The organism is Salinivibrio proteolyticus, from assembly GCF_001996165.1.
In the GTDB taxonomy this organism is placed as follows: domain Bacteria; phylum Pseudomonadota; class Gammaproteobacteria; order Enterobacterales; family Vibrionaceae; genus Salinivibrio; species Salinivibrio proteolyticus.
The window spans coordinates 48,601-63,275 of the sequence record NZ_MUFP01000020.1; the positions used below are offsets into that span (position 1 = coordinate 48,601).

Here is a 14,675-nt window from a genome sequence, read left to right on the forward strand (position 1 = left end):
GCTGGCATCTATGCCAGCCTACTAAGGAGCACTTATGCCGAGTATGACAACGATGATTGAGTCCGAGCATGCCCCACGTTACTTGCAGACCTTGTGTCGTCACTTTGGTCGCAAAGTCGAGGCGAGCTGGGATGAGCAAACAGGACGCGTGCATTTCCCTGCGGGTGTGTGTGATATGCAGGTGCAAGGGACCCAGTTGCGTGTTACATGCCATGCCGACGATGAGGCGAACTTGACCTTAGTGACTGAAACGGTAAGCAGCCACATCAAGATGTTTGCCCGCCGAGAAGCACTGCCCCATCAGTGGCAGTGCGTCGCCGACGCTTAGCTGCGTTTTTTTGCGCGCCCTTGCACGGCTTTAAAACGTGGATTGGTTTTGCAAATAACAAACATGCGCCCGCGACGACGGACAACCTGACAATCAGGGTGACGCTGGCGGGCGCTTTTCAGTGAGTTCACGACCTTCATGACGGCTCCTTGTGACTGCGACCCACTTGGCCAAACTTGCGGGCGAAGTGTGCCGCGCGTCCTTCTTTGTTTGTGACCCGCTGTTTACCCGTGTACACCGGATGCGATGCACTCGAGACGTCGAGTGGAAAATAGGGATAGGTTTTACCGTCGTGCCACTCAATGGTGCGTGACGTTTGTAACGTTGAACCAACCATAAAATAGGTATCGACACTGGTGTCATGGAACACGACTTGTTGATACGGAGGGTGGATATCTTTTTTCACCGTGAAGCGCCTCTTGTCGTTGTACTTAATTGTTATGTTATATCATAACAATTAAGTGTGAGGAAGCGGTGAATTGATCAATAACCCAACAGGCATTGATGAAACAATCTGCGTTAAAGATCTCATTTTACGAACTTTTTGTTATGAAGGGCGCAAAAGTGTTAGTTTTTATTACTTATATCAACAAGCGTGTTACTGCACACGGGTAGCCTGTCTCCGTGGTGCTACACGTGCTTGCACACATCCCCTCCATGGAAGGCAAACATCATGATGATGCTCAGACAAGGAACCGTCTCGACACTCATATCCCAATAACACTGGTTAACGTTGGCGATACTAGGGCGAAATGACAGACGATCATGGCGTTGGCTAGTAAGGATATTGGGCCCAACTATCCAGAGTAGGAGAGCGTTATGTTTTTGGTTGAGTTATTAGTGGTACTCAGCTGCATCTTGATTGGTGCCCGAATTGGCGGCATTGGTTTAGGTGTGATGGGCGGGGTTGGCCTCGCGATATTAAGTTTTGGGTTTGGTATGCAACCCACGCATCCACCGATTGATGTCATGCTGATGATCATGGCAGTCGTTGCCGCTGCGGCCAGTATGCAGGCAGCCGGTGGTCTCGATTTTCTGATTAAAATTGCCACGGGCATTTTGCGTAAAAACCCGCGTCACATTACCTTTATTGCTCCCTTAGTGACCTATGTCTTTACTATGATGGCGGGGACAGGACACGTTGCTTACTCCGTATTGCCTGTGATTGCGGAAGTGAGCCGCCGTAGTGGCATTCGCCCAGCACGCCCATTAAGTATGGCGGTTATCGCCTCGCAATTTGCGATTGTGGCCAGCCCCATCGCTGCTGCTGTGGTGGCCTGCGTGGCCTTTTTAGAGCCACAAGGGATTACGCTCACCGATGTGCTGTCAGTGACCATTCCTAGTACCTTTATTGGTCTTGCGCTTGCGTGTGTGATCGTCAATAAGCTTGGCAAAGAGCTTAAAGACGATCCTGAGTACCAACGCCGCCTTCAAGACCCCGCATTTCGCGCAGAAATGGAAGCATCGTCGACCGTGGAAGAGGTCGAGGTGACGCCGGAAGCGAAAAAATCGGTGACCTTATTTTTACTCGGGGCCATTACCGTGGTGCTGATGGGGGCGTTTCCTTCGTTGCGCCCAGCGTTTGACGGCGAGCCTCTTGGCATGGCGCATACCATTGAAATTGTGATGCTGTCAGTCGGTGCACTGATCATCTTGACCTGTAAACCGGATGGCAATGCGATTAGCCAAGGTTCGGTGTTTCATGCGGGTATGCGTGCCATTGTCGCTATCTTTGGTATTGCGTGGCTGGGTGATACCCTGATTGGTGGGCATGCGGATATGGTAAAAGACGCCGTGTCTGGCTTGGTTGAGGTGGCGCCTTGGACGTTCGCCTTTGCTTTGTTTGCGCTATCGGTCATGGTGAATAGCCAAGGGGCAACAACGGCTGTGCTGGTGCCAGTAGCGATTACACTGGGTCTGCCACCCTCAATTATCATCGCGACCTTTGTGGCGGTAAATGGTTACTTCTTCATCCCCAATTATGGCCCTATCATTGCCTCTATTGATTTTGACCGAACAGGGACGACTCAGATTGGTAAATATGTGTTCAACCACAGCTTTATGGTGCCGGGGTTGCTCAGTATGGTCTTCAGTATTGCCTGCGGTTTGTTACTCACTCAGGTGCTGTAAGCCAATAGAAAGACAGGCGAATAAAAAAGGGCGCATTGAGCGCCCTTGTTGATTAGCTAACCGTTATCCACTTAGGCGTTAAAGCGTTTACCGCGATACTTGGGATGCATCAGGTTGTCGACCGAGAAGATGTCTTCAAGTTCTTCTTCGGACATTAACCCGCGTTCTAGCACCACTTCTTTCACGCTCTTTCCTGTTTCCGCACAAATCTTGCCGACAATATCGCCCTCGTGGTGGCCGATAAAGGGGTTGAGATAAGTGATAATGCCAATCGAGTTGTGCACATAGTGCTCGCACACCTCTTGGTTGACGGTAATCCCGCTTACACACTTCTCACCCAAGTTCCGGCAGCCATTCGCCAGAATGGAAATAGACTCAAACAGTGCCTGTCCAATCACGGGCTCCATCACGTTAAGCTGAAGTTGGCCAGCTTCGGCGGCAAACGTAATGGTGGTATCGTTGCCCATCACCTTAAAGCACACTTGATTGACTACCTCGGGGATCACTGGGTTAACCTTGGCGGGCATAATGGACGAACCTGCCTGCATTTCGGGTAGGTTAATCTCATTGAGTCCCGCACGTGGGCCCGAGGAGAGTAGACGCAAGTCGTTACAGATCTTCGATAGTTTCACCGCCAAGCGTTTCAGCGCGCCGTGGACCATGACATACGCGCCACAGTCTGACGTGGCTTCAATCAAATCTTCGGCCGGGATACATGGCAGACCTGTGATTTCAGCCAGATGTTTTACCGCCAGTTGCTGATAGCCTTCTGCGGCATTCAACTTGGTGCCAATCGCGGTCGCGCCGAGATTGACTTCGAGCAGCAGTGCGGCGGTATATTTAATGTTCTTAATCTCTTCACGCAGTAGTACCGAAAAGGCTTTGAACTCTTGTCCGACCGTCATCGGTACTGCGTCTTGCAGCTGGGTGCGGCCCATCTTCAGTACGTGAGAGTAAGTCTCCGCTTTTTTGTTGAATTCGTTTTGCAGATAATCAATCGCATCCATCAATTTGAGAATGCTGTTGTAGACTGCAATTCGGAAGCCGGTGGGGTACGCACAGTTGGTCGATTGGCTCTTATTGACGTGGTCGTTGGGGTTAATCACATCATAGTCACCTTTCTCATGCCCCATCAGTTCAAGCGCAAGGTTGGCAATCACCTCGTTAGCATTCATGTTCACTGAGGTGCCTGCGCCGCCTTGGAAGACATCCGAGGGGAACTGATCCATGCATTTACCCGTTTCCAAAATCTGGTCACAGGCTTTGATAATGTAGTCACCGACATCAGAGGGGATCACGCCGAGTTCTTGGTTTGCCATCGCGGCAGCTTTTTTGGTGTAAACCATGCCGCGTACGAAATCGGGAATGTCTGAAATACGGGTACTTGAGATGGTAAAGTTCTCAATGGCGCGCAAGGTGTGAATACCGTAATACGCATCGGCTGGAACAGCGCGTTGACCGAGTAAGTCTTCTTCAAGGCGGGTTGCAGTAGTCAGCGTAGGGGTATCATTGGGTGTAATAATCGTCTGAGACATGTGTTGGCCTTAACATCAAAGTTATTATAATGATTAAAACGTCGCCACAAATTTTGCTGTAGAATCCATTCCTCAGAGATTTTGGCTGGATGTATCGTCTCTTACATCCTTTCGCCGCTATTAGAGCATATGATGTGGTGAAAAGGGCTGACACCGGTCACAGCACTAAGAGGAGGCGATAACAAAATGCGCTTTCTTGCCGCGAGATTCAAGCAGTAAATCCACTTTCCCGATTCGGCTTTTGCGTGATTTTGATGTTAGGATGAAAAGTGAATTTCCAGTGCGAGGTGAACCGTGTTTCCAGTTTTATTACTGCTATTTATTTTGGTGCCAGTGATCGAAATTGGCCTGTTTATTCAGGTTGGTGGCTGGCTGGGGCTGTGGCCCACACTGGCGCTGGTTTTGATTACCGCGTTTGTCGGTGCGTCTTTGGTGCGAAGCCAAGGCATTATGACCTTGGCTTCGGTGCAAGACAGGCTCAACCGAGGGGAATTACCCGCTCAGCAAATCCTTGAAGGCGTGATGCTGGCCGTCGCCGGTGTGCTGCTGTTAACGCCAGGTTTTATGACCGATGCGATGGGGATGTTGGTGCTTTTACCTGGGCCGCGAGCCGCGCTCGCCAAACAAGTGATGAAGCGCGTCACTGTGTCTCAAGCAGGCTTTAGCCAAGGTAGCTTCCATCAAGGGGGCAATGCGCAAGGTCCTTTTGGTGAGGATCCGTTCCGTCGCGGAGGCCGTGGTGAGGATGGCAATACCTTTGAGGGAGAATATGAGCGCAAAGATGACGATGATGATCATCGCCTGCGCTAAGCCATGTCGGGATTAAGCCCAGCCAAAAGGCCGCATGAAGATGCGGCCTTTTTCGATCATGGCGTCAGCTTATTCGGTGAGCTCGGGGCGCTGACGGTATTGGTCGAGTGATGCTGGGTTATCCAGTGCGCTTAACTGTGCCACGTCTTGGCCATGGACCACATCGCGCACCGCCAGCTCAGCCAGTTTCCCTGACTTGGTGCGTGGAATATCGCTCACCTCGGCAATTACGGCGGGAACGTGACGCGGCGTGCACTGGGTGCGGATGGTTTTTTTGATGGTTTGCTTGAGTGACTCATCCAGTGTCACTCCGGCGGCGAGTTTGACGAATAGCACCACGCGGACATCATTTTGCCATTGCTGGCCGATGACCACCGAATCCATGATCTCGCTAAGCTGATTCACATGGCGATAGATTTCCGCCGTACCAATTCGTACTCCGCCTGGGTTCAATACCGCATCAGACCGGCCATAGAACACCATGCCACCTTGTGCGGTCAGGCGTACATAGTCACCATGAAACCAGATATCATCAATCTTGTTCCAATAGGCATTGTGGTAGCGGCTGCCATCGGTATCGTGCCAAAAGCCAACCGGCTGGTTGGGGAAGCTATTACAACACACCAGCTCCCCTTTCTGCTCCTCGACCGCTTGGCCTTGGGCGTTAAACACTTGTACATCGAGCGCCAAGCCGCGCTTTTGGCTTTCGCCGCGATAAACCGGTGACAGCGGGCTGCCAAGAAYAAAGCAGCCACAAATGTCGGTGCCACCCGCAATCGAGCTTAACTGAAGATCAGACTTTATCTTTTGATAGACATAATCAAACTGCTCGGGCGCAAGTACCGAGCCGGTCGAACACAGGACGCGTAGCGACGCCAGCGAGTAATCCTCTTTTGGCGCCACCCCTTGTTTTTCCAATGCCTCTAAGTATTTCGCCGCCGTACCAAAAAGGGTGAGCTGTTGCTGCTCGGCCAGTCGCCAAAGTACCCCCGCATCCGGATAAAACGGCGAGCCATCATAAAGCACTAAGGTCGCGCCACTTGCCAAGGCACTGACCTGCCAATTCCACATCATCCAGCCGCAGGTGGTGAAATAGAAAAAGCGATCGCCGGGGCGCACATCCGAATGGAGCTGATGCTCTTTCAAATGATTGAGCAATATCCCGCCCACCGAATGAATTATGCACTTGGGCTTACCCGTGGTGCCGGAAGAGTACAGCACAAAGAGTGGCGCATTGAACGCCACGCGGGTAAAGCGAAGCGGCGGCGCGTCCTTGGCTAATAAGTCTTGCCAGTTATCCATGCCAGCAGGTAAAGAAGGTCGATCGCCATCAAAAGGGATCACCACTAGGCGCTCAATGGCTGGTACGTTATCCACCACCTGCTGCGCTTTATTCAGGCAGTCATAGGTTTTACCGTTGTAGTGGTAATGATCGGTGGTAAACAGCACTTTGGGCTCGGTTTGGCCAAAACGGTCTAACACACTGTCGACGCCAAAGTCCGGTGAGGTTGAGGTCCAAATCGCGCCCAGTGCTGCGGTGGCAAGCATCGCAATCACGGTTTCAGGCAGATTAGGTAAATAGCCGGCAATCACATCGCCTGGTTGAACGCCTTGCGTATCTAGGTAGTGACGGATGACCGCCACCTGATCGACGAGCTCGCGCCAAGTGAGGGTGCGTGCTGCCTCATGCTCACCGCTAAAAATCATCGCTGGTTGGTCGGCATATTGCTCTGCGTGCTTGAGCAGGTTTTCGGCATAGTTCAGACGTGCGGTGGGAAACCACTGGCTATCCCGATTAGGGTGCTCGGGGTCGATATCGCACACTCTCTCGCCCGGATCGCCGATCACGCCGGAAAATTGCCATAATTGTTGCCAAAAATCGCCGCTTTGACGCACTGACCATGCATAAAGATCGTCATAGCCACTCAGCTGGGTGTCGTGAGTCTGATTCACGGCACGGATAAACGCGGCGAGTAAGGTGTGGGTTTGACGTTCCTTATCCGGCGCCCACAACAATCCGTCTTTCATGTCCTCTCCTTAGCTCTTATCAGGGTGTGCCTGTATAAATGCATCCAGCGTTTGGCATTGTGATTCAATGCGCGTCAAAGTTGGGTAGGCCGTTAAATCAAACGCAAATCGGCGTGCATTAAACAGCTGCGCGACCAAACAAATATCGGCCAAATTAGGCGCTTCTCCGCCGATAAAGGGGCTGTCTAATCCTTGTAATTTGGCTTCCAAGCCATCGAACCCTTGTTTTAGCCAATGGTGATACCAAGTGATTTTATCGTCATCACTGTGGCCAAAGGGACCGGTTAAGTATTGCAGAACCCGCAAGTTATTGAGTGGATGCACATCACAGGCAATGTCGAGCGCCAGTGATCGACACTGGGCTTTTTGCACGGGATCACTGGGGAGCAGTTTGACCTGTGGATAGCGCTCGTCGAGGTATTCGATAATGGCGAGCGATTGGCTCAAGGTGACATCGCCATCGACCAAGGTAGGCACTAAACCGGCGGGGTTGAGCGAACGATAGGCGTCGCTGTGCTGGTGTTTATCCAGCAGGGACACGGTTTCTCGTTGGTAGCTGAGGCCTTTAAGGCCAAGGGCGATGCGGACGCGGTAGGCCGCGGTCGACTTACTGTAATCATAAAGCAGCATACAAGCTCCTAGGCGGCGTCAACGTAAAGCGCGCCCAGAGGTACTAGGCGCGCATCAAGGTTACTCTGCGATGTAACGGGTCACAGTTTGCTCAATGGCGCCGAAAATAGACGCATCTTGGCTGTCGCGCATATCGATGGTGACGCTATCGCCAAAGGTCATAAACGGAGTTTTTGCCTCGCCTTGGTCGATAATTTCCAGCATGCGCTTTTCGGCTAAGCAGCAAGAGCCTTTACTGCGATCGGTATTGGAGACGGTGCCGGAGCCAATAATGGTCCCAGCGCTGACATGGCGGCTTTTCGCCACATGCGCGACTAACTGGGCAAAATCAAAGGTCATATCGACACCCGCGTCGGGTGACCCGAACCATTCGCCGTTGAGGGTGACATGCATCGGTAAGTGGACTTTATAGTCGCGCCAGTGATCGCCCAGCTCATCTGGGGTAACCGCCACCGGTGAAAATGCAGAGGCGGGCTTAGATTGGAAAAAGCCGAACCCTTTGGCAAGCTCGCCGGGGATCAGGTTGCGCAGTGAAACGTCGTTGACCAGCATCAGCAGTTTAATGTGTTGGCCCGCTTTGTCAGCACTAAGGTGCATGGGCACATCATCGGTGACGACGGCAAGCTCGGCTTCAAAGTCACAACCCCACGCATCATCGACCAATTCAATCTCGTCACGTGGGCCGAGAAAGCCATCAGACATGCCTTGATACATCAGTGGGTCGGTCCAAAAACTCTCAGGCATTTGTGCACCGCGTGCTTTGCGCACCAGTTCAACGTGGTTAACGTAGGCGCTACCATCCGCCCACTGATAGGCGCGGGGCAGTGGTGAGTCGCAGACACTTGGGTCAAAGGCAAAGGACTCACTGACTTGGTTGTCGTTGAGCGCGTCGTAGCGCTGAGTCAGTTTGGGCGCAAGGGTCGCCCAATTATCGAGTGCCGCTTGTAGTGTGGGCGCAATATCATCGGCGTGGACGGCGCGAGTAAGGTCACGAGAGACCAAAATCAATTTGCCATCACGTCCGTGTTTGAGTGAAGCCAGTTTCATTGCTTTCTCCTTCGCTATTCTGCGTCACTTGGCGTGCGCCAAGAGTAAACATAATCGGTCAGTTCGGTGGCTTTCGCCGCGTCGCCCATATCAAGTGGCATGCGGGTATCGAGCATCACCGCCACTTCATCGGTCTCTTTTTTCTGATGCTTTTTGCCCGCGGCAAAGGCTTTTGGGTGAGGACCATGTGGGAAGCCACAAGGGTGTAAGGTCACCATGCCGGCATCAATGTTATCGCGGCTGAAAAAGTCACCTTGGTGATAGAAAAGTACCTCATCATAGTCATCGTTATTGTGGTAGAAAGGCACCTTCAGTGCGCCAGGATCGGACTCGATCGGGCGGGGGACAAAGGTACAAATCACAAAACCTTGCGCGACAAAGGTGGTGTGCGCCGATGGCGGCAAGTGATAACGATGGCTCATCAACGGGCGGATATCTCGCCAGTTGAGTCGGAATACAGTGAGGTTGCCCTTCCAGCCCACCGCATCGAGTGGGTTATAAGGATAAGTGACGCGGTTAAGCTGCTGGCGCGATTTGATCATCACCTGCCAACTTTCGCTGTCGGATTGCTGGGCTTTAAAGCTATCGTCAATGCGTGCATGTTCTAACACCGCAGGGTCAAACACCGCATGTTCGCCGACGATGCCTCGTTCGGCGCTCATATAGGAGCCGTGTGTCGCTTCAATCATCAACAAGGTGGTGGCCTCATCCGGCACCAGTCGCCAGCTGGTGGCGCGAGGAATGATCAAATAATCGCCTTTGGTATAGCGCAAGTGGCCATAATCGCAATACAGCGAGCCTTCGCCTTGGTGGACAAATAAGCAATCGTCGCCATCGCTGTTGCGCACCAGATAAGACATGGCGGTATCGGTGCGCCATAAGCGAACCTGAACGTTGGCATTGGATAACAGCACCGGTGCATCCATTGGCGACGTGCCTTGAGTTTCAACTCGGTTGGTGTCAAAAGCATGCGGTCGCAATGGGCCTTCCCACTCGCTCCAGCCCGTCGGGGGATGGCGGTGATACATATGACTGGCCGGGCCAAAAAAGCCTTCCTTGCCACACTCGCGCTCGTAGGTTCCCTCGGGAAAGTCGCAGTGGGCTTGACGTGAGGCATCCCCTTCACGAATGGGGAATGAAAACCACTTTCGCATAACTCGCTCCTTGTGCTGGGCGGCCGTGCTCACCGGGACGGCCAAATAGTTTCAAAAGAAACAATCTATCCGTTTATACTAGCGATCAGAGACGAGAAAAAGCAACGCACTGTTAACAAATATTTTACCTTATGTGTTCAGTATTTTTGCCGCCTAAAAATCGTAAGTGTAAACAAAGCACTACCTTTGCATCTTATCTAAGCCTCTCGTAAAGTAGGTTATATGATTTCATTTGAAACTAATTGATATGACCCTTCCTCATTTAGCGCTCGATAGCTTTTTGCCGTATAAGTTGGTCCACACGGCGGAGTTGGTGGCCGACAGTCTTGCGGCACGTTACGAAGCAGAGTTTGGCTTATCGCGTCCAGAATGGCGCGTGCTGGCCTCTTTGGGCGCACGGGATGGCGTGATGGCGAAAGATTTAGCCGCAGAAACACGGCTGGATAAAGTGAAAGTGTCGCGCTTGCTTACCCGTTTAGAGCAACATCAGTTGGTAGAGCGACGCGCATGCCAAGGTGATCAGCGCGCCGCGTTAGTCCATTTGACCGACAAAGGCCGCACCCATTATCAGACCATTGTTCCCAAAGTACTGGAGTGGGAAAAAGCCATGCTCGAGGGACTCAGTGCGGCGCAGTATCAAGCGCTTTATCAGGCGCTAGATGCTCTGCAGCATCGCGTTCAAGAGCTGGCTCAGACGGGCAATGATGCCGCGAGTGTCTGACGGCGCAGCACCACGGCATACAGGTACGCCATAATACCGGCCAGCAGGTTGGCAATGGCGATGCCCGCAAACAGGCCATGGGTGCCGTTGATCATGCCGCCCAACCATGCACAGGGCACCAAGAAGACAAACAAACGGACGAGGTTGCAGGCGAACGAATGCAGCGAACGTTTCATGGCATTCAGACCGCCGACCAATAACATCAAGGTGCCTTGTAAGCCGTAACTGGCCGGGACCACCATTAAATAGTGGGCAATTTCTTGTTGAACCCGTACATCGTCACTGAATACATCCGCAATCAAATCGATAAAAGGCCACAGCGACAAGTACAAGGCAAATTGAAACAAGATGGCAAAGCGCATCGCGCTAAACAGCGCCTGAAAGGCCCGTTGATGGTATTGCGCACCAAAGTTTTGCGACATTAAGGGCGTGAGCGATGACGTCATCGCCATCATCACAATTAATAAAATGGCTTCAATACGCTGAGCGGCGCCATAGGCAGCAACGCTTTCTGTTCCCTGTGAGGCGAGCATCATCATTAAAATGGCGCCTGCGGCTGGGTTTAAGGCATTGGTCATTCCAGCCGGCATGCCAATTTTAAGGATCTGACGCACATCAGTCGCCAGTTTCGTCCATTGTGGCGCCATCAACAGTCGCTCGCGGCGGATAAGAATACTCAACGCGGCAACTAATGCCCCCGCCCAACTGACGGCACTGGCGATGGCCGCCCCTTGCACTCCCAGTTCTGGAAATGGGCCCAAGCCAAAAATCAGTAAGGGGTCGAGCACGCCATTAATGACACCAGAGATCATCATGATTTTCGCCGGCGTTTTCGTGTCGCCCGTGGCGCGGATAGCCGCGTTCCCTGCCATCGGCACGACGAGCAATGGAATAGTGAGATACCACACCTGCATATAGTCGTGGATTAATGGCAATAAGTTGTCGCTTGCCCCCAACGCTGAGAACACCGGATTGATGGTGGCGGCTCCTAACCAACCGACGACCATCACTATGAGTACCGCCAAGATCAAACCATGACTCGAGACCCGCGCGGCATCTTGATGATCACCCTGGCCGAGTAATCGCGCGACCAAGGCGGCAATGCCGACCCCTAATCCTAGCGTGATGGAGTTAACTGCAAAGGTGATGGGAAAGGTGAAGCTCACCGCAGCGAGTGCTTCCGTGCCAAGCAGTGAAATAAAGAAGGTATCCACAACATTAAACATGATGATCGCGAACAGCCCAAATACCATGGGCACGGTCATCTTACGCAATGTGAGGTTGATCGGGGCGGACAGCAGCCCGTGTTTGTCGTTCATAATCTCTGATCACTGGGTTGGGACGGCTTACCCTAGCGGATCGCACCTAGGTGAGGAAGCTGCCGGGTAAAAAAAATCAAAAAAATTGCTGTAAAACCCTTGGGAAAGAAAAAGGGCGTCCCCACATAGGGAGTTACATCAGGAACCGGACGCATGAACGGCCTGTGTGCATACTTACTTCATCAAACGGAACATCATTACTAATTCAGGAGACGACCGATGAACATTCGTCCACTACATGATCGCGTTATCGTTGAGCGCCAAGAAGCTGAGTCTAAATCAGCTGGCGGCATCGTGTTAACTGGTTCTGCTGCAGAAAAGTCTACTCGCGGTAAAGTACTGGCGGTAGGCAATGGCCGTATTCTTGAAAACGGCAACGTGCAGCCATTGGACGTTAAAGTGGGTGACACTGTTATCTTCTCTGAAGGCTTCGGTACTAAGAGTGAAAAAATCGACGGTAAAGAAGTCCTGATCCTGTCAGAAAGCGACATTATGGCAATCGTTGAGTAATTCATTTCACCTCCAATCAAGAACGTAAGAAAGGAATAGAATCATGGCTGCTAAAGACGTTAAATTTAGTGACGACGCGCGTGCGAAAATGCTCGAAGGTGTGAATGTTCTGGCGGATGCCGTGAAAGTCACACTAGGCCCTAAAGGTCGTAACGTTGTTCTAGACAAATCATTCGGTGCGCCAACTATCACCAAAGACGGCGTGTCTGTTGCCCGTGAAATCGAGCTGGAAGACAAGTTCCAGAACATGGGCGCACAAATGGTAAAAGAAGTCGCTTCACAAGCAAATGATGCGGCAGGTGACGGTACGACCACTGCAACTGTATTGGCGCAATCTATCGTCAATGAAGGCTTGAAAGCGGTTGCTGCGGGCATGAACCCAATGGATCTGAAGCGTGGTATCGACAAAGCGGTTGTTGCTGCGGTTGAAGAGCTGAAAAAACTGTCTTCACCTTGCTCAACCAGCAATGCGATCGCTCAGGTGGGTACTATCTCTGCCAACTCAGATGAGACTGTGGGTAGGATCATTGCTGAAGCTATGGACAAAGTGGGTCGCGACGGCGTTATCACTGTTGAAGAAGGTCAATCTCTGCAAGACGAGCTGAGCGTTGTTGAAGGCATGCAGTTCGACCGTGGTTACCTGTCTCCTTACTTCATCAACAACCAAGAAGCTGGCAACGTTGAGCTGGATAACCCATTTATCCTGCTGATTGACAAAAAAGTGTCTAACATCCGTGAGCTGCTACCAACGCTAGAAGCGGTTTCTAAAGCATCTCGTCCACTGCTGATCATCGCAGAAGATGTTGAAGGTGAAGCGCTGGCTACCTTGGTGGTTAACAACATGCGTGGCATCGTGAAAGTTGCTGCCGTGAAAGCCCCTGGCTTTGGTGATCGTCGTAAAGCGATGCTACAAGACATCGCGACACTGACTGCTGGTACCGTGATCTCAGAAGAGATTGGCATGGAACTGGAGAAAGTGACGCTGGAAGATCTAGGCCAAGCTAAGCGTGTCACTGTCACTAAAGACAACACCACCATTATCGATGGTGTTGGTGAAGAAGCCTCTATCGAAGCGCGTGTTGCTCAAATTCGTCAACAAATCGAAGAAGCGAGCTCAGACTACGACAAAGAAAAACTGCAAGAGCGCGTCGCCAAACTGGCTGGTGGTGTTGCAGTAATCAAAGTCGGTGCGGCGACTGAAGTTGAGATGAAAGAGAAGAAAGACCGCGTTGAAGATGCTCTGCACGCGACTCGTGCGGCAGTGGAAGAAGGCGTGGTTGCCGGTGGTGGCGTTGCGCTTATCCGTGCCGCTAGCAAAGTTGGCGAGCTGAAAGGCGATAACGAAGAGCAAAACGTCGGTATCCGTGTTGCACTGCGCGCCATGGAAGCGCCTATTCGTCAAATCGCGACTAACGCGGGTGACGAAGATTCAGTGGTTGCGAACAATGTGAAAGCAGGTGACGGTAACTATGGTTACAACGCCGCAACCGGTGAATACGGTGACATGATCGAAATGGGTATTCTTGACCCAACCAAAGTGACTCGTAGTGCATTGCAATTTGCTGCCTCTGTTGCTGGTCTAATGATCACCACCGAAGCAATGGTTACTGACTTGCCACAAAAAGACGGCGGTGCTGATATGGGCGCTGCTGGTATGGGTGGCATGGGCGGAATGGGCGGCATGATGTAATTGCCTTTCCCCTGAACAAGAAAAACCCAGCTTCGGCTGGGTTTTTTGTTTTAGTTCGACCGTCAGTGGGCGTGAAAACTAGTGCGCAGATGCAGATGAAAATAAATTCATCACGGCCACACCGGCAACAATCAGCGCCATTCCAATCACCGCCGGCGTATCAAGCTTCTGACCGAAGACCAACCAACCAATGAGCGCTATCAAAGTCACACCGGCGCCAGCCCAGATGGCATAAGCAATACCCACAGGGATCGCTCGGAGTGTTAGCGCAAGCAAATAGAAGGAAAAACTGTATCCCACCACCACTAATACGGAAGGGACGAGCTTAGAAAAGCCGTCACTGTTTTTGAGTGATGCGGTTGCAATCACCTCTGCCACGATGGCAAACCCCAGAAAAAGCCAATGCTTCATATCGATGACTCCCTAGTGAGAAACAGAGCGACTATGCTACCAGCCCGAATGTATGATGTATGCCTCATTTTATGGGAAGAGCAGAGGGTGGGTACTATAATAGGAAGCTTGGTAAGCGAAAGTGGGAAGGTTTTTGCAGGTTTATTAAACAAAACGACCGTTTTTGTTTACTTTTTGCGCTAACGAAAAGTTTTTTGCAAAAAGGGGTTGCGGGAAAAACTGAAATCTCTATACTGCGCTTCCTGTCGACGGGGCAATGAGACGCAAGTCACGAAATGCCGACCACTAAATCGACACGCTCTTTAACAATTTGACCTATGCAATCTGTGTGGGCACTCGTTGAGAATAGACAAAAAGATTTA

At 51.7% G+C, this 14,675-nt stretch carries 15 protein-coding genes; 6 read left to right on the top strand and 9 right to left on the bottom strand.

What is annotated here, in order from left to right:
• The first annotated feature begins 34 nt into the window (after positions 1–34).
• On the top strand, positions 35–328 hold the full coding sequence (locus tag BZJ19_RS14175; RefSeq protein ID WP_069586965.1) for a DUF2218 domain-containing protein: 294 nt from the start codon (positions 35–37) through the stop codon (positions 326–328).
• Here BZJ19_RS14175 and ykgO read toward each other — a convergent pair.
• Together ykgO and BZJ19_RS14185 are read right to left on the bottom strand one after the other, a co-directional pair.
• Entirely contained in the window at positions 325–468 is a 144-nt protein-coding gene (ykgO, locus tag BZJ19_RS14180) for a type B 50S ribosomal protein L36 (protein ID WP_046074543.1), read from the bottom strand. The genes BZJ19_RS14175 and ykgO overlap by 4 nt on opposite strands.
• Entirely contained in the window at positions 465–734 is a 270-nt protein-coding gene (locus tag BZJ19_RS14185; protein ID WP_077676117.1) for a type B 50S ribosomal protein L31, read from the bottom strand. The genes ykgO and BZJ19_RS14185 overlap by 4 nt, the downstream gene beginning before the upstream one ends.
• A 413-nt stretch (positions 735–1,147) precedes the next feature.
• Here BZJ19_RS14185 and BZJ19_RS14190 point away from each other — a divergent pair, with 413 nt between their 5' ends.
• A complete protein-coding gene (locus tag BZJ19_RS14190; protein WP_077676118.1) occupies positions 1,148–2,458 on the top strand; it encodes an anaerobic C4-dicarboxylate transporter family protein in 1,311 nt (436 codons plus the stop codon).
• Between the two features lie 71 nt (positions 2,459–2,529).
• Here the strand turns inward: BZJ19_RS14190 and aspA are convergent, their stop codons facing one another.
• The gene (aspA, locus tag BZJ19_RS14195; RefSeq protein WP_420876441.1) at positions 2,530–3,981 is read right to left on the bottom strand and encodes an aspartate ammonia-lyase; all 1,452 of its coding nucleotides are present in this window, start codon (positions 3,979–3,981) and stop codon (positions 2,530–2,532) included.
• A gap of 306 nt (positions 3,982–4,287) precedes the next feature.
• Here aspA and BZJ19_RS14200 point away from each other — a divergent pair, with 306 nt between their 5' ends.
• The gene (locus BZJ19_RS14200; RefSeq protein ID WP_077456074.1) at positions 4,288–4,803 is read left to right on the top strand and encodes an FxsA family protein; all 516 of its coding nucleotides are present in this window, start codon (positions 4,288–4,290) and stop codon (positions 4,801–4,803) included.
• 69 nt (positions 4,804–4,872) lie between these two features.
• Here BZJ19_RS14200 and BZJ19_RS14205 read toward each other — a convergent pair whose 3' ends face one another.
• From BZJ19_RS14205 to BZJ19_RS14220, 4 genes are read right to left on the bottom strand one after another with little or no spacing between them, the layout of a single operon-like run.
• Positions 4,873–6,831: an acetoacetate--CoA ligase gene (locus BZJ19_RS14205; protein ID WP_077676119.1), complete on the bottom strand. Its 1,959-nt coding sequence runs from the start codon at positions 6,829–6,831 to the stop codon at positions 4,873–4,875.
• 9 nt (positions 6,832–6,840) lie between these two features.
• Positions 6,841–7,461, bottom strand: coding sequence for a maleylacetoacetate isomerase (maiA, locus tag BZJ19_RS14210; protein WP_077479092.1), 621 nt, complete (start codon positions 7,459–7,461; stop codon positions 6,841–6,843).
• 60 nt (positions 7,462–7,521) lie between these two features.
• Positions 7,522–8,508 (bottom strand): fumarylacetoacetate hydrolase family protein, encoded by a 987-nt coding sequence (locus BZJ19_RS14215; protein ID WP_077676120.1) that lies wholly within the window; start codon positions 8,506–8,508, stop codon positions 7,522–7,524.
• A 14-nt stretch (positions 8,509–8,522) separates the two neighbouring features.
• The gene (locus BZJ19_RS14220) at positions 8,523–9,662 is read right to left on the bottom strand and encodes a homogentisate 1,2-dioxygenase (protein WP_077676121.1); all 1,140 of its coding nucleotides are present in this window, start codon (positions 9,660–9,662) and stop codon (positions 8,523–8,525) included.
• A gap of 232 nt (positions 9,663–9,894) precedes the next feature.
• Here BZJ19_RS14220 and BZJ19_RS14225 point away from each other — a divergent pair, with 232 nt between their 5' ends.
• On the top strand, positions 9,895–10,383 hold the full coding sequence (locus BZJ19_RS14225; RefSeq protein ID WP_338096959.1) for a MarR family winged helix-turn-helix transcriptional regulator: 489 nt from the start codon (positions 9,895–9,897) through the stop codon (positions 10,381–10,383).
• On the opposite strand, the gene BZJ19_RS14230 is transcribed toward BZJ19_RS14225, so the two are convergent.
• The gene (locus tag BZJ19_RS14230) at positions 10,353–11,702 is read right to left on the bottom strand and encodes an MATE family efflux transporter (protein ID WP_077676122.1); all 1,350 of its coding nucleotides are present in this window, start codon (positions 11,700–11,702) and stop codon (positions 10,353–10,355) included. The genes BZJ19_RS14225 and BZJ19_RS14230 overlap by 31 nt on opposite strands.
• Positions 11,703–11,921: 219 nt before the next feature.
• On the opposite strand from BZJ19_RS14230, the gene BZJ19_RS14235 reads away from it, so the two are divergent.
• Both BZJ19_RS14235 and groL read left to right on the top strand, forming a co-directional pair.
• Positions 11,922–12,212, top strand: coding sequence for a co-chaperone GroES (locus tag BZJ19_RS14235; protein WP_069586954.1), 291 nt, complete (start codon positions 11,922–11,924; stop codon positions 12,210–12,212).
• Positions 12,213–12,255: 43 nt separating this feature from the next.
• Positions 12,256–13,902, top strand: a complete 1,647-nt coding sequence (gene groL / locus BZJ19_RS14240; protein WP_077676123.1) for a chaperonin GroEL — start codon at positions 12,256–12,258, stop codon at positions 13,900–13,902.
• A gap of 78 nt (positions 13,903–13,980) precedes the next feature.
• On the opposite strand, the gene BZJ19_RS14245 is transcribed toward groL, so the two are convergent.
• Positions 13,981–14,313 (bottom strand): SMR family transporter, encoded by a 333-nt coding sequence (locus BZJ19_RS14245; RefSeq protein WP_077676124.1) that lies wholly within the window; start codon positions 14,311–14,313, stop codon positions 13,981–13,983.
• Between the last annotated feature and the right edge of the window lie 362 nt (positions 14,314–14,675).